The sequence below is a fragment of the Mesorhizobium sp. M7D.F.Ca.US.005.01.1.1 genome (genome assembly GCF_003952545.1).
Lineage (GTDB): Bacteria > Pseudomonadota > Alphaproteobacteria > Rhizobiales > Rhizobiaceae > Mesorhizobium > Mesorhizobium loti.
This window is the reverse complement of sequence record NZ_CP034453.1, coordinates 4,026,608-4,048,761: the sequence shown is the minus strand read 5'-3', so window position 1 is coordinate 4,048,761 and position 22,154 is coordinate 4,026,608. Positions and strand designations below refer to the sequence as shown.

Sequence of the window (22,154 nt, the reverse complement as noted above, 5' to 3'; positions counted from 1 at the left end):
TGGGGATCGAGCCGGCTGTCTATCCTCGTGCCGGCTTCGTCTTGGCCTGCACACTTGCGCAAGAGCTTATGAAAATCAACAGTTTCTTAACCAAGGCTCGCGAATCGCTTGGATTAAGGTAAACGGGTAACCCTGTCGGGTTGACAGGATAATCGGGTCTGGACCGGTTATGCCGCCTTGGCGACGACGCGGTTGCGGCCACCGCTCTTGGCTTCGTAGAGTGCGAGATCGGCACGCTTCATCAGCGCCGCCACCGTATCCACACCCTTCAGCACCGACGACACCCCGACGCTGACCGTGACTTCGATCGTCTTGCCGTCCTGGCCGATGGCAAAAGGCGCCTGGGCAATTTCGGCGCGAATGCGCTCGGCCACCTTCTCGGCAACCGCACCTTCGGTGTCCGGCATCACCACGACGAACTCCTCGCCGCCAAAGCGGCAGGCAAGGTCGATACCCCTGACATTCTTGCGCAGCCGTCGCGCAAATTCCCGCAACACTTCGTCGCCGCCGTCATGGCCATGCGCGTCGTTGATGGCCTTGAAGCGGTCAAGGTCGGTGATCATCACCGACAGCGGCCGGCGCCGTGCCACGGCGCGATCGAACAGCGTCTGCAGATGGCTGTCGAGATAGCGGCGGTTGTGCAGCCCGGTCAGGCCGTCGGTCACCGCCATTTCGATGGTCTGGGTGACGCTGGCGCGCAGCTGGTCGTTGTAACGCTTGCGGCGCACCTGGGTACGCAGCCGCGCCGTCAGTTCCTGCTGGTCGATCGGCCGCATCAGATAGTCGTTGATGCCGAGTTCGAGGCCGCGGATGATGCGCTCCTCCTCGCCCTCCTCCGCCAGAAGAATGATCGGCACGAAGCGGGTGCGATCCAGCGAGCGCAACTGAGAACAGAGCCTGAGCGGATCAAAATCGGCGAACGCAGTCGAGATCATCACGCATTCATAGGACGTCTCGGCGGCCTGGAAGAAGCCGGCATGCGGATCGCTGGAGACATCGAGGTCGGCGCGGTCGCGCAGCATCTTCTGGATGCGCTCGACGGATGATTTGCGCTCGTCGATCAAAAGCACTTTCGGTGTCGTGTCCTCGGACGCGAAATTGCGGCTCAAAAGCTCTTCGATGCCGATGTTGCGCGTCGTCGAGGCACGCAGCCGCAACTCATCGGTCAGTGACTTCAGGCGAACCAGGCTCTTGACGCGCGTCATCAGCTGCAGGTCGTTGACCGGCTTGGTCAGGAAATCGTCGGCGCCGGCCTCGAGCCCGCGTACGCGGTCGGAAACCTGGTCGAGCGCGGTGATCATCACCACCGGAATGTGCGATGTCGCCGGATCGCTTTTCAGCCGCCGGCAGACCTCGAAGCCGTCCATGTCAGGCATCATCACGTCGAGCAGCACGACATCGACCTTGCCATTCTCGCAGGTTTCGATCGCATCCGGCCCGTTGGTGGCGGTCAGCACCTCGAAATATTCGGCCAGCAGCCGGACTTCCAGCAGCCGCACATTGGCAGGGATGTCGTCGACGACGAGGATCCGCGCAGTCATTTCATAAGGCTCCGGCTCGGCTGAAAGGGTACATCACGCATCACCCAAATAGGATTTGATGGTTTCGATAAAACGCGGCACCGAGATCGGCTTCGAAATATAGGCCTCGCAGCCACCCTGGCGGATGCGTTCCTCGTCGCCCTTCATCGCGAAGGCGGTCACCGCAATGACCGGGATGACGTGCAGCTCGTCGTCCTCCTTCAGCCATTTGGTCACCTCCAGCCCCGACACTTCAGGCAGCTGGATATCCATCAAGATGAGATCCGGCTTGTGCAGGCGCGCCAGATCGAGCGCTTCCAGACCGTTGCGGGTGCGCACGGTCTCGTAACCGCTTGCTTCGATGAGGTCCCGAAAGAGCTTCATGTTGAGCTCGTTGTCCTCGACGATCATGACCTTCTTCGGCATCGATATCCCGTCCCGGTCGTCCTTCCGCTCGAAGGCGACCGTCATGCGCCCATGTCTAGACGCACCAAACCCTGCTTCACTTTACGGCAATATGATTGACGAAACGGAAATCCGCGGCTGGAAAACAACGCAAATTCCACCTCGTTCCTCTGCGCGTCCAAAGGGCGCGCCACGCTCTAATGGCTTGCCGCAAGCAATTCTTGCCATTACTGCGGGAGAGACTCATTCCACACACCGAAGGTAGTGATGGCAAACGCAGCGTCAATGCGTGAAGAAGCGGAATCGATTGCCGTGAAGGCCCTGGGCTTCGTCGCCTCCGATCCGGAGCTGCTGCCGCGCTTTCTGGCAATCACCGGCATAGAGGCGCATTCTATCCGCAAAGCCGCCAGCGAGCCGGGTTTTCTGGCCGGTGTCCTGCAGTTCATTCTCGCCCACGAGCCGACGCTGATGCGCTTTGCCGAGGAAACCGGCACGCCGCCGGCTGCCGTCGGCAAAGCCTTGCGGGCGCTGCCACTGGGCGACGACAACCATGAGCATTCGATATGAGCGATGACCCCGAAACCGCGCGCCAGATCGAGGAACTGGCGGCCGACGACCGGCCGCTGCTGGTGCTCGACGTCGACGACGTCGTGCTCGAATTCATCCGCCCGTTCCCGAATTTCCTCAAGGCGCGCGGCTTTGGCCTGACGCTGGCCTCCTTTCGGCTGACCGGCAACATTGCCGAGACGGCGAGCGGCCGGCTGATCGAACAGCCTGAAGTCACGGCACTCCTGGGCGATTTCTTTGACGCGCAAGCCGATTGGCAGAGCATTACCGACGGCGCAGCAGAGGCCCTGGCAGGGCTCGGCGACCGCGCGGAAATCATCTTGCTGACGGCCATGCCGCACAGACACCGCGCCGTGCGTCGCGCCCATCTCGATGCCCTCGGGCTGAGCTACCCACTTCTGACCACTGAAATGGCCAAGGGACCGGCAGTGGCCAAGCTTCGCGGCAAGGCCGCCAGGCCGGTGGTCTTCGTCGACGATCAGCCGCACAATCTGGGGTCGGTGCGCAACTCCGTCGCTGACGCGCATCTCATCCATTTGATGGCCGACAATTCGCTGCGCGCATTCCTGCCGCCGGTGACGGACGACATCGTCGTCGTCCAGGACTGGCACGAAGCCGCGCCGAAGATCGCGAGCGCGCTGGGGCTCTAAAGCCCTAGCCCCTCAAGGGTTCAGTTTCGCTCCCGCGCCGCCATTGTCGCTACCGCCACTGGCGTCTCCACCGTCATCGTCGCCGCCGTCACCATCATCCACGCTGTCGTCCACGGCCGGATCGGCGGGCTTCAGCATGACACCATTGACGGTGACCGAACCATCGGCCTTGGCGTTGACGACCCATTCCAGCCGGCCATCGGGCAGCGTCTTGCCAAAACCTTTCGCCATGAGGGCGACAGGCACATATTGCGCCACCTCCGGCTCCGACTTTGCCGCCTCCTGCAGGCCCTCGACAAGCTTGTCGAAGCCGGCGACATCGACGGTCACGCTACCTTCGGGCTTTTCGCCGGGGAACGTCATCTCGCCTTCCAGCGCGATCTCCGTGTCCTTGTTCTTCACGGTGCTGTGGCCAAGGACGACCTTCGGCGTCTTGGCCATGAAGTCGACTTTGAGCTGTTCGCCGAATTCGGCCGACAGCGGCGGATCCTGATTGAGATCAAAGGCTTCGATCGCCTTCTTCGCCATGCTGTCGAGGTCGATGTTGGCGCCGCCGAAGTTCAGGTCGATGTCGGTGGGCAGGAGCGCGACGCTCCAGCTCGGCACGAGCTGCTGCGGCACGGTCAGCCCTGACGCCTTGATGCCATAGGTGATTTTGCCATTCTGGGCGACTCCGTCGGTGCCGAACGCAGTGCTGAGTTGCGTGGCGCCGAAATTGCCGACCGGACTTTCCACCGCGAAATCCTTAAAGCCGTAGGTTCCCTCGACACGCTCCCAAAGCGGCAATGCGGCGACCAGAAGCGATTTGAGTTGCGCCTGGTTGGCCTTCAGCGTCGCCTCGTCTTCATTGGCCACGCCAAATGCCAGCAAATCGAGCAACGGCTTTGTTCGTACGCCCTTGCCGCTGGCTTCGATCGACAGTTCCGGCGACCTGACGGTGACCGGGAATTTCAACCCGCTCTCCGGATCGTCGAAGTTGATCGCTTCGACAAAGCTCGACACCTTTTGCGAGGTGGTGAAATCGACGCCGCCGGTCGCGGACTTGGTCGCGGCAATGGTCGCAGTGCCAGCCCCGGTGCTGGCCTCCATGTGCTGCTTGGCATCCTTCGATGCCATGGTCATGCCGGCCATTGAACTGGTGCCGCTGGTGAAGGCCGCCAGATTGGGATCGTAGACGCCGGAGCCCTTGCCATCCTTGATCGAAAACTGCGTGCTTTGCAGCCCCTCGGGCCCGTTGAACTCGACGGAGGCGCTTTGCGAAAAATCCATCGAGACATCCCAGGCCCCATCGCTGCGCGGCTTCACCATCAAGGCATAGGGCGCAAAATCGAGCTTCAGCAGCTTCTGGTCCGGGAATGATGCGGCAAGTGCCTTGAAATCAAACAGGATCTTGTAGGCGCCGCCTTCGAGCGAAACCTTCAGGATGCCTTTGTCGATCGCCTGCTTGCCGACATAGCGGGACAGGTCATCGGACAATTGCTTCGCACCCTGGCTGTCGACGGTCTGACCGAAAGCAGGTGCACTCAACGCAAGAAGGAACACGAATGGCAGGGCACGGTTCACGCGAATTCTCCGTTTTGGCCTTGAAGGAACGCTTCGTTCGTCTGGTATGAAATTACCACTGCAACCGCAAGGTGAGATCAACAAGGCTTCCAGTGCGAAAAGACTCGTCAAAGCACCAGCCGCATCAACGGCCGGCCCGCCTTGCGTTCCACAAGCCTCTCGAAACCAGCCTTCTCGAAAACCCGCGACGAGCCGACGAACAGGCCGATCGAGCGCGAATCGCGCGACAGGTCTATCGGGCAGGCCTCAACCAGCCGCGCGCCGTTCCGGCGGGCGAAATCGATGCCGCCTTCGACGAGGCGATGCGTGATGCCCCTGCCTCGCACCTTGCTCCGGATGAAGAAGCAGGAAATCGCCCAGACGGCCGGATCGGCGGCGTCGGCGGGATCGACCGGTGCCGACCCCCTGCCCTGATTGTTCCATTCGGGCACGTCGGCGCGCGGTCCGATCTGCATCCAGCCGACCGCCTGACCATCCTCGAATGCCAGCAAACCCGGTGGCGGACCGGCTTCGATGCGCGCCCTGATGTGGTCCTTGTTGCGTTCTCGGCTGCTCTCGCGGCGCACCGCCGGGGCCAGCCGGAAATGCGTGCACCAGCAGCCGTAGCAGGCGCCCTGCTTGCCGAACAGGTCCTCGAATTCAGCCCAAAGCTCAGGCGTAAGCGGCGCTATGGTCGTGCTCATGAGTTCTCCCCAGGCCAGCCTTGTCGCTGGCCTTGCACTGTCGTACCATTGCCTCTGTTCTCTTTATGTTCGCAGCGATGGCGGCCCCTGTCAACAATCCCGATCACGGTTTTTGCCGCGACTGCCTGACGTTTCAGCGCAGCCAGACGCGCCGCTGCGAACGCTGCGGCAGCCCCCGGCTTGCGCGTCATCCCGAGCTCTACCGGCTGCATCTGGCCCATATCGATTGCGACGCCTTTTATGCAGCGATCGAAAAGCGCGACAATCCGGCGCTCAAGGACAAGCCGCTGATCATCGGCGGCGGCAAGCGCGGCGTCGTCTCCACCGCTTGCTACATCGCGCGCATCCAGGGCGTGCGCTCGGCAATGCCGATGTTCAAGGCGCTCGAAGCCTGCCCCGAGGCGGTCGTCATCAGCCCCAACATGGAAAAATACGTGCGCGTCGGCCGCGAGGTGCGCGCCATGATGCAGGCGCTGACGCCGCTGGTCGAACCGCTCTCGATCGACGAGGCGTTTCTGGATCTCGCCGGCACCGAACGGCTGCACGGCCTGCCGCCGGCGGTGGTGCTGGCGCGCTTTGCGCTGGCGGTCGAGAAGGAGATCGGCATCACCGTTTCGGCAGGCCTGTCCTACTGCAAGTTCCTCGCCAAGATAGCCTCCGATTTCCGCAAGCCACGCGGTTTCTCGGTCATCGGCGAAGCCGAGGCAGTCGGCTTCCTGGCGGCGCAGCCGGTGACCATGATCTGGGGCGTCGGCAAAGCGTTCAACGCCACGCTTGAGCGCGACGGCATCCGCACCATCGGCCAGTTGCAACAGATGGATCGTGGCGACCTGATGCGCCGCTACGGCACGATGGGCGACCGGCTCTACCACCTTTCGCGCGGCGAGGACGTCCGCCGCGTCGATCCCGACCAGGATGCCAAGAGCGTATCGGCCGAAACCACCTTCGACACCGATATCGCGTCGCTGGACGAGCTGGTCGCGGTGCTGAGAGGGCTTTCGGAAAAGGTCTCGGCGCGGCTGAAAAAATCGGGCATTGCCGGGCGCACCGTGGTGCTGAAGCTGAAGACCCAGGATTTCAAGCTGCGCACGCGCAATCGCCAGCTCGGCGACCCGACCCGGCTCGCCGACCGCATCTTTCAGACCGGGGTGGAGCTTCTGCGCAAGGAAACCGACGGCACCAAATATCGGCTGCTCGGCATCGGCGTCAGCGACCTCTCGGACGACGACAAGGCCGACCCGCCCGATCTAGTCGACGTCCAGTCGCGCAAGCGCGCCATGGCCGAAGGCGCCATCGATGCCCTGCGCGACAAGTTCGGCCGCAAGGCGGTGGAAACCGGCTACACCTTCGGCAAGGGCCGCGATGCCCACCCGCCTGAGCCGCTTGAAGACTGATCTTCGCTAAGTACGCTGCAGATCAATCCTGCTCGTCACCACGCTCTTGCCGGTTTTCGGGTCGGTGTCGGTGACCGTCAGCCGGATGCCGTTCTCGCCTCTCTTCTCGACCGTCATCTGCGCCTTGCGGTCACCATTGACCTCCTTGGCCCAGCGGATGCCGAGATTGATCGCATTGCCCGAGCGGCTGCCGTTGAGTTGTGCCGGCCCGGTACGAGAGCCGACATAGGTGCCGCTGTATTTCGCACCTCTGACCTTCAGATTGGCACTGATGGCCCGCGACACCACGACGAGACCGCGGCAATTGCCGTCCAGCGAGAGCGAGGTTGAGGTCGCATTCGACTTGAAGCTGCAAGATACTCCAACATTCGGCACATCCGTGGTCACCTGGACAGTGCCCTTGCCGGCGAAATTGCCCTTGAACGACTGGAGAAATTTGGTCTCGTCGGCATGCGCCGCGCCTGCCCCAACCAATAGAACGCCAGCAAGCGCGACTAGCGCGAATGATCTCATCGAAGCTCTCCTTGTTGATTTTGAAAAGGCAGGACGGCCTGCAACGCACGGCTGACTATCGGGACTCAACGCCCCTTGCCGTGTCAGGTTCCGCTCGCCACATGACTGTTTTTGCGGCGTCCAGTAGCTGCGACTGGCCCAGAAGAAGGCAACGGCTAGCGATTGCGGCAGAAGCCCTGGCCTGCGACATAGCGCGGATGACACCTACCCCCTCGATTCCCAAGGCCGCGTTCTGGATGGCGCTGTCGATTGCCTCGTTCCTGGCGATGTCGGTCGCCGGCCGCGCCACGACAGCCGAGATCAACGTCTTCCAGGTGCTGGAACTGCGCTCGGTGATCGGCTTTTTCATCCTTCTGCCACTGGTGATGATGAGCGGCGGCTTTCCAGCCATGCGCACGCAGCGGCCCGTCGCCCATATCGCCCGCAACATCATCCATTATTCCGGCCAGGCGGCCTGGCTCTACGCCCTGACGCTGATCCCGCTGGCCGTACTGATCTCGATCGAATTCACCACGCCGATCTGGACGGCCATCCTGGCGGTGATTTTTCTTGGCGAGAGGCTCTCCCGGCCAAGGCTTGCAGCGATCGTGCTGGGGCTGATCGGCGTGGTGATCATCGTGCGCCCCGGTGTCGGCTCGGTCGATCCGGGACATCTCGTCGTGCTCGGCGCCGCAGTCTGCTTCGGCATCTCGGTGGTCATGGTCAAGTCGCTGACCCGGACGGACAGCGTCGTGCGCATCATCTTCTGGATGCTGATCATCCAGTCTGTGGTCGGCTTGGTTCCAGCGCTCTATGAGTGGCGCAACCCGCCGCTGGCGCTATGGCCATGGATCGTGCTGATTGCCTTCACCGGCATGTCTTCGCATTTCTGCATGGCCCGCGCGCTTGGCTATGCCGACGCGACCGTCATTTCGCCGATGGATTTCCTGCGCGTGCCGCTGTCGGCGCTGATCGGCTGGTTGCTCTATAGCGAGCAGATCGACGCCTTCACCGCCGGCGGCGCGCTGCTGATCCTGATGGGCAATCTGCTCAATCTTCAGCGCAAGCCGATAGAGCCAGCGGAAGTCGCGGCGTCGTAGCACTGCCGCCGGTCAGTTCCCGTCATCGGGTATGTTCAGGATATGGCCGCAGGCCTTGCAATGCACGGCATCCGGCTCATGCCGCTGCAAGCCGCACTGCGGACAGGGAAAGAACACCTTGGCCGGCCGGAAGATCGCCTGCGCCAGCCTGACGAACAGCGATATGCCGATGATCATGGTGACGATTGCCGTCAGCTTGCCGGCCATGCCCGGCAGCACGATGTCGCCGAAGCCGGTCGTCGTCACCGTCGCGACGGTGAAATAAAGCGCGTCGATATAGTTTTCCAGGCCGGCGCCGGTGCGGAAGAAGAAGGTATAGACGAAGCCGGTGATGACAAACAGAAACGTCAAGAGGTTGATGACCGCGTGGCTCGCCTCGCGCCAGGGCCGCAGGCCGCGCATCTCGAGATGCCGCCAGAGCGAACCGCTGCGCGACAGCGACCACAGTCGCAAAATGCGCAGAAAGGCGAGATTGGCGAAAGCCGTCGGCATCAGCAGCGTCAGCAGGATGAAGACATCGACCCACGACGTCGGCTGCTTCATCAGCCGCAGCATGTCGTTGGAAGCGAGCAGCCGCGCGGCCAGGTCTGCGGCGACGAGAGCAGCCGCCGAATAGTCGAGCCAAAGGAATGACGGCTTGTCCTGGAGAACCGGCGTCGCGATGAAGAAAGCGATGATGGTGAGGTCGATGACGACAGCCACCAGCTGGAACCGGAAAGCAGCCGGCGTGCGCCCGTGATAGAGCTTGCGCAGCCGGTCGCGCAGCCGCGCTATCGCCGAATTCTCCTGCAATCCGTCCTTGTCCGCCGCTTTCATGACGATTGCGTAGCGTCCGCAGCCAAGGCCGTCCAGTGGCTTAAGTTGCCGGATCTCTCAGCTTTGCACCACTGTGCCGTCGGGTCCGACAAGGCCCCAGGCGGTGGCCGTATCATAGAAGAACTGCTCCTTGGCAATGCGGTCACCGCGCCACTGCTGAAGCGCCACCTCTTCCAGGCGCCGGACGGTGCCGTCCTTGTCGATCCTGTCGAATGTCCAGCGGATGGCGACGTTGTCGCCGTCGACCAGAAAGATCTGGACCGGATGCGTATGCATCTTCTGGATCCGTTCCAGAACCGATTGTTCGCGTGCCATCAGCGCTTCCCTGCCGCTACGCGGAACGCCGAGGTTCTCCTGCATGGTCGCATCGTCATGGTAGAAGTCGGCGATCGCCGTGACGTGGCTGCCTTCGACCACTTCCTTGACGAAGGTTTCAACGCGTTCGCGGCTGGGCATGATGGCGCATTCCTGTCTGGCCGCGGCCGCACCGCCGAGGCTTTGATTGGGGCTGAGGTTCGAAACGGCGAGTTCATTTCGAGCGTGCTCGCTGCATGTGGTTCAAGCGACAACAACTTCAACCGCAGCTGACATCCTGGCCCCATCGGACAGGATGCCAGGCCTAGCGCGAACTCAATCCGCAATGTGCTGGCCGACATCTATCCGGTTGCCGTCCGGATCATCGTTTGCAGGCCGGCATCACCTGATTGTCAACGCACCTTAAACCAGTTCCACTTCAACCACGCCCGGCACCGCGCGCATCGCCGAGGCGATCTGTGGCGAAATCCGGTAGCGGTTGGGCAGCTCGATCTCGATTTCCCCCTCGCCTTCTTCCTTGATCAGCACGAAGCTGACCTGCCCTTCGCCCCTGACGGCCAGCTGGCCGGCCAGCGTGTTGATCGGCGCGGCGTTGCGCACGAAAATGCGCAGTGCCTTCTGGATGCGACTTGCCTCGTCCTCCAACGATTGCACCGAGTTGATGCGCAAATTGACGCCTTCCGGCCTGTCCTCGGCCGCAACGGTGATAACGACGGAGCGGCCGGCCTCGAGCAGGTCGCGATACTGCGCCAGCCCTTCCGAAAACAACACGGCTTCGTACTGGCCGGATGTATCGGAAAAGGCGATAACGCCCATCTTGTTGCCGGTGCGCGTCTTGCGCTCCTGCTTGGATGTTACCGTGCCGGCCAGACGGCCGGCGGCGGCACCGCGCTTGACGGCCGCCGAAAACTCGGCCCACGTCTGCACCCGCATCTTCTGCAGCGCCGCCTTGTACTCGTCGAGCGGGTGCGCCGAGAGATAGAAGCCGACCACCTGGAATTCACGGTGCAGCCGGTCGGCGGCGAGCCACGGGTCCGTCGCCGGCAGATTGAGTGCCTGCGACTGGGCGCCGAGCGAGGCGCCGAAGATATCGTGCTGGCCGGAAACAGCGTTCTGTTGCGCCAGCGATGCCAGCCCCATCATGCGTTCCACTCCCGCCATCATCGACGCGCGGTCGTGGCCGAAGCAGTCGAGCGCGCCGGCCATGATCAGGCTTTCGAAGACGCGCTTGCCGACTATCTTGGGATCGACCCGCTCGCAGAAATCGGCGAGGTTCTTGAACGGTTTTTCACCACGCTGGGCAACGATGTGCTCCACCGCAGCATCGCCGACGCCCTTGAGCGCGGCCAGCGAATAGTAAATGCGGTTCTCACCGACCTCGAAGGGACGAAAGCTCGATATCACCGACGGCGCCAGAACCTCTATGCCGAGACGCAACGCATCCTGGCGGAAATCGGCGAGCTTGTCGGTATTGCCCATGTCGAGCGTCATCGACGCCGCCAGGAATTCGACCGGATAGTGCGCCTTGAGATAGGCGGTCTGGTACGAAACCACCGCGTAGGCGGCGGCGTGCGATTTGTTGAAACCATAGTCGGCGAACTTGGCCAGCAGGTCGAAAATGAAGTCGGCTTGCGGCTTGCCGACGCCACGCTCGACCGCGCCGGAGACGAAGCGCTCGCGCTGCTTGTCCATCTCGGCGCGGATCTTCTTGCCCATGGCGCGGCGCAGCAGATCGGCTTCGCCGAGCGAATAGCCGGACAGCTCCTGCGCGATCTGCATCACCTGTTCCTGGTAGACGATGACGCCCTGCGTCTCCTTCACCAGATGGTCGATCTTGGGATGGATCGAGGCCATCTCCTCCTCGCCATGCTTGCGGGCGTTGTAGGTCGGGATGTTCTCCATCGGCCCTGGCCGATACAGCGCCACCAGGGCGATGATGTCCTCGATGCAGTCCGGCCGCATGCCGATCAGCGCCTTGCGCATGCCGGCACTTTCCACCTGGAACACGCCGACAACCTCGCCGCGCGACAGCATCGCATAGGTGTCGGGATCGTCGAGCGGGATCGTCGCCAGGTCGATCTCGATGCCGCGCCGGCGGATCAGCTTCACCGCCGTTTCCAGCACCGTCAGCGTCTTCAGGCCGAGGAAGTCGAACTTCACCAGACCGGCCTGCTCGACATATTTCATGTTGAACTGGGTAACCGGCATGTCCGAGCGCGGATCGCGGTACATCGGCACCAGTTCCGACAGCGGCCGGTCGCCGATGACGATGCCGGCGGCGTGCGTCGAGGCGTGGCGGTAAAGGCCTTCCAGCTTCTGCGCCATGTCGAGCAGCGTCTGGACGATCGGCTCCCTCTCGGCCTCTTCGGCAAAGCGCGGCTCGTTGGCGATGGCGTCGGCAAGTTTGACCGGATTGGCCGGATTCTGCGGCACCATCTTGGAGAGCTTGTCGACCTGGCCGTAGGGCATCTGCAGCACGCGGCCGACGTCGCGCAGCACGGCGCGGGCCTGCAGCGTCCCGAAGGTGATGATCTGGCCGACCTGGTCGCGACCGTATTTCTGCTGGACGTAGCGGATGACCTCCTCGCGGCGATCCTGGCAGAAGTCGATGTCGAAGTCGGGCATCGACACGCGGTCGGGATTGAGGAAGCGCTCGAACAGAAGCGAGAAGCGCAACGGATCGATGTCGGTGATGGTCGTCGAATAGGCGACCAGCGAGCCTGCGCCCGAACCGCGTCCCGGCCCGACCGGAATGCCCTGTGCCTTCGCCCATTTGATGAAGTCGGCAACGATCAGGAAGTAGCCGGGAAACTTCATCTTGGTGATGATGCCGAGCTCGAAATTCAACCGCTCGCGATACTGCTCGACCGTGTAGCCGGCTGTCGGGCCATGCGCGGCCAGCCGCGCGTCGAGCCCCTCATGCGCCTGGCGGGCCAGTTCGTCGGCTTCCGCCTGCACGGCTGCGTCATTGTCGGCGACATCGCCGCCGGTGAAGCGCGGCAGGATCGGGTTGCGGTTCTTCGGGTAGTAGGAGCAGCGCAGCGCGATCTCGACGGTGTTGTCGATCGCTTCCGGCAGGTCGGCGAACAGCCTGGCCATATCGGCCTGGCTGCGCAGGAAATTGTCCGGTGACAGCCGACGACGATTGTCGGCGGCAACGACCGAACCCTCAGCAATGGCGATCAGCGCGTCATGCGCGTCATAGTCGTCGCGGGCCGAGAAGAACGCCTCGTTGGTGGCGACCAGAGGCAGTTCATGGGCATAAGCCAAATCGACCGAGGATTTCTCGATCACGCGATCATAGCCGGATACCCGGTCCAGCTCGACATAGAGCCGGTCGCCGAACATCGCCTTGAGGGTCAAAAGCCGTGCCTCGGCTAGATCGCGGCGGTCTTCCTTGAGCGCAATGCCGATCGGGCCGCGCGGACCACCGCTGAGGCAGATCAGCCCGTCACAATAGCCTTGCATCATTTCGGTGGTCAGGTGCACGGCCTCGCCGGGCGGCGTTTCGAGGTAGACGCGGCTGACCAGCCTGACCAGATTGGAGTAGCCGGCTTCGGTCGCGGCAAGCAGGACGACCGGCCGCATATCGGGACCTTGCCGCCTGCGATCGCGCTGGCCATCGATGTTTTCGCCGGAAAAGGCGAGCGCAGTCTGGCAGCCGATGATTGGCTGGATGCCGTCCTTGACCGCCTTCTGCGCGAACTCAAGCGCGCCGAACAGATTGTTGGTATCGGTGACGGCAATGGCCGGGGCTTCGTCCTTGACCGCATGAGCCACCACCTTGCCGATCTGCAAGGCGCCTTCCAGCAGCGAATAGGCCGAATGCACGCGCAGATGGACGAAGGGCCGCGCCGGCGCCTCCGGCCGCGCGGCTGCTATCGCGGCTTCGCGCTTCAGGGGGTCGCGGGGAAGTTTTTCGTCGGCCACCGGGTCCTTGCTTTCAATCTGATCCGCGAATCTTGACTTGCCGCCCTAATCTAGGCTCCCGCGCTTTGACCTGCCAGCGTTCTCGGTCCCGGCGCCTTGCCCATACCCGGAAACCTCGTGGCCGCCGGCCGCCAGGCCGATCCGGGACCGGTGTGAAGCGCTTCATGGTCGACGGAGCGCGCCAATCGCACACTGCCATTGTGAAATCGTCTTTCAACAGGGAAATTCTCATGACTAGCCGTTTTGTCGGGATGATGTGCTGAACATGTGGCGCGCGCTGGCAGATATGAAACCGGTTCCAATCAGCCCCAAGCTCGTTGACGGGGGCGAAAAGTCCTGCCCGAGCGCTCGCGCCGAAGCGGGAGCGCTGCTGATCGGCGTGGTCGGGCCGGACGGCATCGTGCGGCCGATCCCGAAGCGGTTCGAAATCGACGCCGAATTCGTCGAACAGGCAAGCGAGGCCGGCGCCCCGGAAGCGCGCTTCCGCTTTGCCAGCCGTTGCGTCGAGGGCAAATGCAAGCAATGGACCGGCAATTCCTGCGGCGTCATCGAAAAGGTGCTAACCGGCATGGCCGAGCAGATGATTGCGCCGGCTGAAAACCTGCCGAGCTGCGCCATTCGCGGCTCCTGCCGCTGGCACAGCCAGCACGGCGCCGACGCCTGCCGCGCCTGCGTCTACGTCATTACAGACCAGAGCATGGTGGCCGCGCCCGCTTGACCCCGAGATCGAGGAGCGGCTGCCTGCCCGTCCTCGATTGCGGCGCAAAAAATCAGGCGAATTCCATGATCACCGCGTCAACCGCCAGGCTGTCACCCGGCCTGGCGTTGAGTTTCGAGATCACCAGATCGCGTTCGGCGCGCAGCACGTTTTCCATCTTCATCGCCTCGACCACCGCCAGCGTCTCGCCGGCCTTGACTTCCTGGCCTTCGGCAACGGAAATCGACACGACAAGGCCAGGCATCGGACAAAGCAGCAGTTTCGACGTGTCCGGCGCTATCTTTTCGGGCATCAGCCTTTCCAGCTCGGCGGTGCGCGGCAGCATGGCGCGCGCGGTCACCGATATGCCCTTCCAGGCAATGCGAAAGCCATTGGCAACCGGCCTGATCTGAGCCGTAACCTTGCGCTTGCCGACCTTGCCGCGCCAGATCAGATCGCCCGGCCGCCAGTCGGATGCAACGGTCAGCGCCTTGCCGCCCTCAATCGACAGATCGATTTCCATCGGGATGGAAATCATGCCCTCGAGGATCGACGCCAACAGATAGTCATCGCCGATCTTCACCACCCAGTCGCGCTTCAGCGCTCCCGAATGCGGCGCCAGCCGCCCGCCCAGCCGGTCGAGCCGGTCGCGGCGCAGCAGTTCCACCGCGGTCGCGATCGACGCCAGCACGGCTTTCTCATCGTTGTTCGGTACGACCGGCGCGAAGCCGTCGGGATATTCCTCTGATATGAAAGCGGTCGATATCTGCCCTTCCCGCCAGCGCGGATGCTGCATCAAGGCAGCCAGGAACGGAATGTTGTGCTCGATGCCGTCGACGACGAAGCTGTCGAGCGCTTCCGACATGGCATCGATCGCTTCCAGACGCGTCGGCGCCCAGGTGCACAACTTGGCGAGCATCGGATCGTAGAACATCGAGATTTCGGAGCCTTCGGTGACGCCGGTGTCGTTGCGGATGACGACATCGCCGAATTGTCCTTCATCCGGCGGCCGGTAGCGCGTCAGCCGGCCGATCGAGGGCAGGAAATTGCGGTACGGATCTTCGGCATAGAGCCGGCTTTCCACCGCCCAGCCGTTCAGCTTGATATCACTTTGCTTCAAGGCGAGCTTTTCGCCGGCGGCGACGCGGATCATCTGCTCGACCAGATCGATGCCGGTGACGAGCTCCGTCACCGGATGCTCGACCTGCAATCGTGTATTCATTTCAAGGAAATAAAAGTTCTTGTCCTTGTCGACGATGAATTCGACCGTGCCGACGCTCTGATAGTCGACGGCCCTGGCCAGCGCCACCGACTGCTCGCCCATGGCCTTGCGTGTCTCGGCATCAAGAAATGGCGACGGCGCCTCTTCCGCCACCTTCTGGTTGCGGCGCTGGATCGAGCATTCGCGCTCGCCGAGATAGAGCGCGTTACCATGCGCGTCGGCCAACACCTGGATCTCGATATGGCGCGGATCGACGACGAATTTCTCGATGAAGACGCGGTCGTCGCCGAACGAGCTCTTGGCTTCCGAACGGGCTCGGTCGAAGCCGTCGCGCACTTCCGACTGGCTCCAGGCGATACGCATGCCCTTGCCGCCGCCGCCGGCCGAGGCCTTGATCATCACGGGATAGCCGATCTCGCCGGCGATCTTTTCGGCATGGTCGGCATTCTCGATGACGCCGAGCCAGCCGGGTACCGTGGAAACCTTGGCGGCGTTGGCGAACTTCTTCGATTCGATCTTGTCGCCCATTGCCCTGATCGCCTTGGGCTTCGGGCCGATGAAGGTGATGCCTTCCGCTTCCAGCGCCTCACAGAAGGCCGCCCGCTCGGACAGGAACCCGTAGCCGGGATGCACAGCCTGAGCGCCTGTCTCCTTGCAGGCGGCGATGATCTTTTCAGGGATGAGATAGCTTTGCGCCGCGGGCGAAGGCCCGATATGCACCGCCTCGTCGGCCATCTCGACATGCACGGCATCGCGGTCGGCATCGGAATAGACGGCAACCGTGGCGATGCCCATCTTGCGCGCCGTTTTGATGACGCGGCAGGCGATCTCGCCACGGTTGGCGATCAGGATTTTGGTGAACATGCGGAATGTCATCCCTCGGGTCGGCCGTTCCTTTTATGGCCTGTGCTGGCGTGGTCAAGCCGGCCGGGTCAATCGCGGTCTTTCAATCGATTTGGATTAGAATTCTCCACGCTGGCCCAAGCCTGGAACCAGCTAGCTGTTGATCGCCAAGGCAAAACCTGAAAGCTTGCGCAAAAATCGCCTCTGGAGGAATTGCCTGATGAAAACCCGCGCCGCTGTCGCTGTCGCCGCCGGAAAGCCGCTGGAGATCATGGAGGTCGACGTCGACGGTCCGCGCGAGGGCGAGGTGCTGGTCGAGATCAAGGCGACCGGCATCTGCCATACCGACGAATTCACGCTGTCGGGCGCCGATCCCGAAGGCCTGTTCCCGGCCATCCTCGGCCATGAGGGCGCCGGTGTGGTGGTCGATGTCGGCAAGGGCGTCACCTCGGTCAAGAAGGGCGACCATGTCATCCCGCTCTACACGCCCGAATGCCGGCAATGCCCGTCCTGCCTGTCGCGAAAAACCAATCTGTGCACGGCGATCCGCGCCACGCAGGGCCAGGGCCTGATGCCCGACGGCTCGTCGCGCTTCTCGATCGGCAAGGACAAGATCTTCCACTATATGGGCTGCTCGACCTTCTCCAACTTCACCGTGCTGCCCGAGATCGCGCTGGCCAAGGTCAACCCGGACGCACCCTTCGACAAGATCTGCTACATCGGCTGCGGGGTGACCACTGGCATCGGTGCGGTCATCAACACTGCCAAGGTCGAGCAAGGCGCGACTGCCGTGGTCTTCGGCCTCGGTGGCATCGGCCTCAACGTTATCCAGGGCCTGAAGCTTGCCGGCGCCGACATGATCATCGGCGTCGACCTGAACAACGACAAGAAGGCCTGGGGCGAGAAATTCGGCATGACGCATTTCGTCAATCCGAAGGAGATCGACGGCGATGTCGTCCCCCACCTCGTCAACATGACCAAGCGCGGCGCCGACCAGATCGGCGGCGCCGACTACACATTCGACTGCACGGGCAGCACCAAGGTCATGCGTCAGGCGCTGGAAGCCTCGCATCGCGGCTGGGGCAAGTCGGTCGTCATCGGCGTGGCCGGCGCCGGCCAGGAAATCTCGACGCGACCGTTCCAGCTGGTTACCGGGCGCACCTGGATGGGCACCGCTTTCGGCGGCGCGCGCGGTCGCACCGATGTGCCGAAGATCGTCGACTGGTACATGGACGGCAAGATCCAGATCGACCCGATGATCACCCACACGCTGAAGCTCGAGGATATCAACAAGGGTTTTGACCTCATGCATGAGGGCAAGTCGATCCGAAGCGTCGTCGTTTACTGAGCAAGACCACAAGCCGCCGACCAACCGGCCTGCGACCTCTGTGGTTCACAACTGGGAGGAGAAAAGAATGGCGGAGAAACTGCATCCGAAAATCGACAATGGCTTGCCCAAGGAGAGCGCAAGCTTTGCCGGCGGCACGCTGGTCTGCGCCTGCACGAGCAAGCCGGTCAAGGTGAAGGTCAAGGGGCAGATCGCCCACAACCACGCCTGCGGCTGCACCAAATGCTGGAAGCCGGAAGGCGCGGTGTTCTCGGTGGTTGCCGTGGCCGGCACCGGCGACGTCACCGTCACCGAGAACGGCGACAAGCTCAAGGTGGTGGACCCCTCGGCGCTGATCCAGCGCCATGCCTGCACCGGCTGCGGCGTCCATATGCACGGACCGGTCGAGCGCGACCACCCGTTCAAGGGCCTGTCCTTCATCCATCCCGAGCGCTTCGAGGAGGACGGCTGGTCGCCGCCGGGCTTCACCGCTTTCGTCTCGTCGATCATCGAGTCCGGCGTCGATCCAAAGCGGATGGACGGCATCCGTGCGCAGTTGAAGACAATCGGACTGGAGCCCTATGACTGCCTCAACCCCGGCCTGATGGACTATATCGCGACCTGGACGGCGAAGAAGTCCGGCGCACTGCCGGCCTGACAGTCGTGAGATTTCAGGTATGGGGCCGGACAAGTTTCCGGCCCCTGCTCGTTCTGGAGAAACAATGCCCTCACCCGCCATTCTCGTCGACGCAGACGCCTGCCCGGTCAAAGCCGAGGTCGAAAAAGTCGCCGAGCGCCATGGCGTCGTCGTCACTTACGTCTCCAATGGCGGCTTGCGCCCCTCCCGCGACCCGATGATCCGCAACGTCGTGGTGTCCAAGGGCGCCGACGCCGCCGACGACTGGATTGTCGAAAACGCAAAATCCAACGACATCGTGATCACCGCGGACATTCCGCTTGCCGCCCGCGCGGTGGCACTCGGCGCGCACGTGCTTGGACCGACCGGGCGCCCCTTCACGCCGGAAACGATCGGCATGGCGGTGGCGATGCGCGATCTCAAGCAGCACTTGCGCGAGACCGGCGAAAGCAAGGGCTACAATGCCAGCTTCGCCCCGCAGGACCGTTCGCGATTTCTCGGCGAACTCGACCGCATCTTGCGGCGGGCGCTCAAATCCGCCACACCGCAATAGAAACCGAGCGCCATCCAAGGTTGGAACCGCCATGGCTGCCGAAACCCCGATGAAGCCTCCCATGCAACGCCACATGCTGTTCGCGGTATCGGCCTGCTTCGGCGTTTTGGCGCTCCTCACGGCGTTGCTGCTGCACGCCCCGCTCGCCTATTCGATCGGCGCCAACGCATTCTTTGCCGCCTACGTCATTCTTGTCGTTGCCCAGATGCCGAAATTCACCGGCAGGTATCTGAGCAAGAATGCGCGCGCCACCGACCAACCGGTGCTGGTCATCTTCGCCGTGACGCTCGTCGTTGTCGGTTTTGCCACCTTCTCGCTGTTCCAACTGATCAACCAGAAAGACAGCGCCCACCCTGTCGAACTCACCTTCGCGCTGCTGTCGATCCCACTCGGCTGGTTCACAATCCATGCCATGGCCGCGCTCCATTATGCCCATGTCTACTGGATGGACGGCGATGCGGTCGATGCCGAGACCAAGAAGAAGATCCCGGTCGGCGGACTGCTGTTCCCAGGCGACAAACGGCCGGAAGGCTGGGATTTCCTCTACTTCTCGACGGTGATCGGCATGACGGCGCAGACCGCCGACACCAACATCTCGACGACGCATATGCGTTGTGTCGTGCTGGTCCATTCGATCCTGTCGTTTTTCTTCAACACGGTCATCGTCGCAGCCGCCGTCAATCTCGCCGTCAGCTTGGGCGCTCCGTAATAAATCCGTGATCGGATGAAACATTGGTTTGGATCGCGACGTATCAGGAGGACAATGAACGCGCAGGCCACGCCGCGAGGTCGGGAGACGAGACAAGATGGAATCCGTTGCCAGAAGCCAATCCGCCGGCCCAGGCGCTTCTGCGTCGAACGACACAACGCTGATCTACCGGCAGTCGCGCTGGACCCGGCTGACGCATTGGCTCTGGGCCATCTCGCTGTTCTTCATGCTGCTGTCCGGCCTGCAGATCTTCAATGCACGTCCGCAGCTCTATATCGGCAAGCAGTCGGGCTTCGACTACAACAACACCATCTTGGCCATCGGCGCCGAGAACACCAACGCCGGGCCACGCGGCTACACCGAAATCTTTGGACATCGCTTCGACACCACTGGGGTGCTAGGCTGGTCGGGGCCGGCAGGCCAGGAGACGTCCCGCGCCTTTCCGTCCTGGGCGACGATCCCGTCCTACTATGATCTCGGCACCGCCCGCGTCATCCATTTCTTCTTTGCCTGGATACTGACCACGACCTTGATCGTCTGGCTGGTCGCCAGCACTGTGAACGGCCATCTGCGGCGCGATCTCGCGCCACGCCTCGATGATCTCAAGCGGCTGCCGCAAGACATCATCGACCACGCAAAGCTCAAATTCCACCACACGCGGGAATACAACACGCTGCAGAAGATGGCCTATGGCGGTGTGCTATTCGTGCTCTTGCCGCTGATGATCATCACCGGCCTGGCGATGTCGCCAAGCATGAATTCGGTGCTGCCGTTCCTCAACGATCTGCTCGGTGGCCGGCAGACGGCACGCACCATTCATTTCACCGTCATGGTGCTTCTGGTCGCCTTCTTCGTCGTCCATATCCTGATGATCCTGGCCGCCGGCCCGATCAACGAACTGCGGTCGATCATCACCGGCTGGTATCGCACCGATCCTCCCGCACAGGACGACAAACCCGTCGAGAGGAGTGCCTGACATGGCGAAGTTTGAGATCAGCCGCCGCAAATTCCTCACCGGTGCCAGCCTCGGCGCCTCCGGCATGATGCTGTCGGGCTGCGACGCTTTCGACAGCCAGCTGAGCATCGGCAGCGGCCTGCGCAGTTTCCTGGAAAACGCCAATGGCCTGACATACCGGGCGCAACGCCTGCTTGCCGGACGCGATACGCTGGCGCCCGAATTCACCGAGGCCGACATCCGCCAGCCGCAACGGCCGAACGGGGTCACGGCACCGGACGACGATATCTACAAAGGTCTGCTCGCCAACAACTTCGCCGACTGGCGGCTGGAGGTTACAGGCCTGGTCGAAAAACCGCTGTCGCTGAGCCGCGAGCAGCTTCAGAACATGCCGAGCCGCACCCAGATCACCCGCCATGACTGCGTCGAAGGTTGGAGCTGCATCGCCAAATGGACCGGCACGCCGCTGTCGCTGGTGCTGGACCAGGCGGTGGTCAAACCGCAGGCGCGCTATGTCATGTTCCATTGCCTCGACACGATCGACCGCAGCCTGTCGGGCGACATCAAATATTACGGCACCATCGACCTGATCGATGCCCGTCACCCGCAGACGATCCTTGCCTACGGCCTGAACGGCAAGCCGTTGCCGGTCGAGAACGGCGCGCCGCTGCGTGTCCGCGTCGAGCGCCAGCTCGGCTATAAGATGCCGAAATATCTCTACAAGATCGAACTCGTCGACGGCTTTGCCACTGTCGGCGGCGGCAGGGGCGGCTATTGGGAAGACAATGGCTACGACTGGTACGGTGGCATCTGAACCGCAGCCGCAAACGCTGCGCCTCTAAAGATGGCCAGGCCTACAGCGAGCAGCGAAACAGCTCGCCTTTTCCGGCAATCTGCTCGCCAATGCCGCCAAGCCGCAGCATATGCCAGGCAAGTGCATGGTTGCTCGAGGTGACCGGTTTCCCCAATTCCTTCTCGACCTCCTCGATGATCCGGGCAACGCGCATGCTGGTGCAGGAAACGAACACGGCCTCACAGTCGCTCGACGCACCGATCTCCAAGATGGCCTGCTTGACCGATGCCGGCGTGATGCGTGCAACGACATTGTCGTCCGCCTCGTTGAAGGAGCCCATGACCGGGATATCCATTCCTCGCGCCATCAGCGATGCACGCAGCGAGTGATTGATTTTCGCCAGGTAAGGGGTGAGCAGCGCGATCCGCGAGACGCCTAGGGCCTTCAGCGCGGCCCGTGCCGCCGTCACCGGGTTGGTCACTTGCACGCCTGGCAGCACCTCGTGAACGCGCGCGGCGACCTTGTCCTCGCCGATGACAAGCGCTCCCGAGGTGCAGGCAAAGCCGATCACATCGAACTTGACGTCGGGCAGGAGCCCGACCGTTGCCGGGATCACGGCCGACATCTTCATCAGGTTCTCCGGCGTGATCTCGACATCGCTGTAGAGCCGCGCCTCATACAGCGCGATGTCGCGTGCGGGCAGCGCATAGCGGAATTCATCCTCGATGGTCTGGTCGGTCCGCAGCACGAGCAGGCCGAGATTGGCGCGGGTGCCAATACCGTCGTCGGTCTTGAAGGGAATGTGTTCCTTGTCGAGGACAAGCGTTTCGTCGGCGCGGGTAACCGGGGCGTCCATGGTGTAGTCCCTTCCTGATGTCAATCAGAATTGTCGACAATAGAAAACGGCAACATTGCCGAAGGTGTCAAGGGCTCCGTGCGGATTTTGGAAACCGGAAACGCCTGAATTCTACGCTTAGGTGGAT

The 22,154-nt window shown here is 62.5% G+C and carries 21 protein-coding genes; 11 read left to right on the top strand and 10 right to left on the bottom strand.

Annotated elements, in window-relative coordinates; all coding sequences use genetic code 11:
- Positions 1-167 precede the first annotated feature (167 nt).
- The gene (locus tag EJ076_RS19350; RefSeq protein WP_109671486.1) at positions 168-1,541 is read right to left on the bottom strand and encodes a PleD family two-component system response regulator; all 1,374 of its coding nucleotides are present in this window, start codon (positions 1,539-1,541) and stop codon (positions 168-170) included.
- Between the two features lie 33 nt (positions 1,542-1,574).
- A complete protein-coding gene (locus tag EJ076_RS19345) occupies positions 1,575-1,931 on the bottom strand; it encodes a response regulator (protein WP_276325614.1) in 357 nt (118 codons plus the stop codon).
- A gap of 261 nt (positions 1,932-2,192) precedes the next feature.
- Here EJ076_RS19345 and EJ076_RS19340 point away from each other — a divergent pair, with 261 nt between their 5' ends.
- Complete coding sequence (locus EJ076_RS19340; RefSeq protein WP_056582159.1) at positions 2,193-2,492, top strand: DUF3572 domain-containing protein; 300 nt, start codon at positions 2,193-2,195, stop codon at positions 2,490-2,492.
- The gene (locus EJ076_RS19335; protein WP_126068954.1) at positions 2,489-3,142 is read left to right on the top strand and encodes a hypothetical protein; all 654 of its coding nucleotides are present in this window, start codon (positions 2,489-2,491) and stop codon (positions 3,140-3,142) included. Before EJ076_RS19340 ends, EJ076_RS19335 begins: the two co-directional genes overlap by 4 nt.
- A gap of 12 nt (positions 3,143-3,154) precedes the next feature.
- On the opposite strand, the gene EJ076_RS19330 is transcribed toward EJ076_RS19335, so the two are convergent.
- Both EJ076_RS19330 and EJ076_RS19325 read right to left on the bottom strand, forming a co-directional pair.
- The gene (locus EJ076_RS19330; protein WP_126068953.1) at positions 3,155-4,705 is read right to left on the bottom strand and encodes a hypothetical protein; all 1,551 of its coding nucleotides are present in this window, start codon (positions 4,703-4,705) and stop codon (positions 3,155-3,157) included.
- A gap of 107 nt (positions 4,706-4,812) precedes the next feature.
- A complete protein-coding gene (locus EJ076_RS19325; RefSeq protein ID WP_109671489.1) occupies positions 4,813-5,388 on the bottom strand; it encodes a GNAT family N-acetyltransferase in 576 nt (191 codons plus the stop codon).
- Positions 5,389-5,453: 65 nt separating this feature from the next.
- On the opposite strand from EJ076_RS19325, the gene EJ076_RS19320 reads away from it, so the two are divergent.
- Entirely contained in the window at positions 5,454-6,782 is a 1,329-nt protein-coding gene (locus EJ076_RS19320) for a DNA polymerase IV (protein WP_126068952.1), read from the top strand.
- 6 nt (positions 6,783-6,788) lie between these two features.
- On the opposite strand, the gene EJ076_RS19315 is transcribed toward EJ076_RS19320, so the two are convergent.
- Positions 6,789-7,295 carry a hypothetical protein gene (locus EJ076_RS19315; RefSeq protein ID WP_126068951.1) on the bottom strand — a complete coding sequence of 169 codons (507 nt, stop codon included), beginning with the start codon at positions 7,293-7,295 and terminating at the stop codon, positions 6,789-6,791.
- Positions 7,296-7,492: 197 nt separating this feature from the next.
- Here EJ076_RS19315 and EJ076_RS19310 point away from each other — a divergent pair, with 197 nt between their 5' ends.
- Positions 7,493-8,374 carry a DMT family transporter gene (locus tag EJ076_RS19310; protein WP_126068950.1) on the top strand — a complete coding sequence of 294 codons (882 nt, stop codon included), beginning with the start codon at positions 7,493-7,495 and terminating at the stop codon, positions 8,372-8,374.
- Between the two features lie 12 nt (positions 8,375-8,386).
- On the opposite strand, the gene EJ076_RS19305 is transcribed toward EJ076_RS19310, so the two are convergent.
- The 3 genes from EJ076_RS19305 to dnaE all read right to left on the bottom strand — a co-directional run bounded on the left by EJ076_RS19305 (position 8,387) and on the right by dnaE (position 13,405).
- A complete protein-coding gene (locus EJ076_RS19305; RefSeq protein ID WP_126068949.1) occupies positions 8,387-9,190 on the bottom strand; it encodes a potassium channel family protein in 804 nt (267 codons plus the stop codon).
- Positions 9,191-9,247: 57 nt separating this feature from the next.
- Positions 9,248-9,646, bottom strand: a complete 399-nt coding sequence (locus EJ076_RS19300; RefSeq protein WP_126068948.1) for a nuclear transport factor 2 family protein — start codon at positions 9,644-9,646, stop codon at positions 9,248-9,250.
- A 261-nt stretch (positions 9,647-9,907) separates the two neighbouring features.
- Entirely contained in the window at positions 9,908-13,405 is a 3,498-nt protein-coding gene (gene dnaE / locus EJ076_RS19295; protein ID WP_206438823.1) for a DNA polymerase III subunit alpha, read from the bottom strand.
- 316 nt (positions 13,406-13,721) lie between these two features.
- Between dnaE and EJ076_RS19290 the strand changes: the two genes are divergently transcribed.
- Entirely contained in the window at positions 13,722-14,153 is a 432-nt protein-coding gene (locus EJ076_RS19290; protein ID WP_245462838.1) for a hypothetical protein, read from the top strand.
- Positions 14,154-14,205: 52 nt separating this feature from the next.
- On the opposite strand, the gene EJ076_RS19285 is transcribed toward EJ076_RS19290, so the two are convergent.
- Positions 14,206-16,218, bottom strand: coding sequence for an acetyl/propionyl/methylcrotonyl-CoA carboxylase subunit alpha (locus EJ076_RS19285; RefSeq protein WP_126068946.1), 2,013 nt, complete (start codon positions 16,216-16,218; stop codon positions 14,206-14,208).
- A gap of 199 nt (positions 16,219-16,417) precedes the next feature.
- On the opposite strand from EJ076_RS19285, the gene EJ076_RS19280 reads away from it, so the two are divergent.
- The 6 genes from EJ076_RS19280 (at position 16,418) to EJ076_RS19255 (ending at position 21,192) form a co-directional block, all read left to right on the top strand.
- A complete protein-coding gene (locus EJ076_RS19280; protein WP_126068945.1) occupies positions 16,418-17,545 on the top strand; it encodes an S-(hydroxymethyl)glutathione dehydrogenase/class III alcohol dehydrogenase in 1,128 nt (375 codons plus the stop codon).
- A gap of 67 nt (positions 17,546-17,612) precedes the next feature.
- A complete protein-coding gene (gene gfa / locus EJ076_RS19275) occupies positions 17,613-18,182 on the top strand; it encodes an S-(hydroxymethyl)glutathione synthase (RefSeq protein ID WP_109671497.1) in 570 nt (189 codons plus the stop codon).
- A 64-nt stretch (positions 18,183-18,246) separates the two neighbouring features.
- A complete protein-coding gene (locus EJ076_RS19270; protein WP_109671498.1) occupies positions 18,247-18,714 on the top strand; it encodes a YaiI/YqxD family protein in 468 nt (155 codons plus the stop codon).
- Positions 18,715-18,745: 31 nt separating this feature from the next.
- Positions 18,746-19,423 carry a DUF1345 domain-containing protein gene (locus EJ076_RS19265; protein WP_109671499.1) on the top strand — a complete coding sequence of 226 codons (678 nt, stop codon included), beginning with the start codon at positions 18,746-18,748 and terminating at the stop codon, positions 19,421-19,423.
- 97 nt (positions 19,424-19,520) lie between these two features.
- Positions 19,521-20,399 carry a cytochrome b/b6 domain-containing protein gene (locus tag EJ076_RS19260; RefSeq protein WP_126068944.1) on the top strand — a complete coding sequence of 293 codons (879 nt, stop codon included), beginning with the start codon at positions 19,521-19,523 and terminating at the stop codon, positions 20,397-20,399.
- A gap of 1 nt (position 20,400) precedes the next feature.
- Complete coding sequence (locus EJ076_RS19255) at positions 20,401-21,192, top strand: molybdopterin-binding protein (protein ID WP_126068943.1); 792 nt, start codon at positions 20,401-20,403, stop codon at positions 21,190-21,192.
- 40 nt (positions 21,193-21,232) lie between these two features.
- Here EJ076_RS19255 and EJ076_RS19250 read toward each other — a convergent pair whose 3' ends face one another.
- Positions 21,233-22,027: an aspartate/glutamate racemase family protein gene (locus tag EJ076_RS19250; RefSeq protein WP_126068942.1), complete on the bottom strand. Its 795-nt coding sequence runs from the start codon at positions 22,025-22,027 to the stop codon at positions 21,233-21,235.
- Positions 22,028-22,154 lie beyond the last annotated feature (127 nt).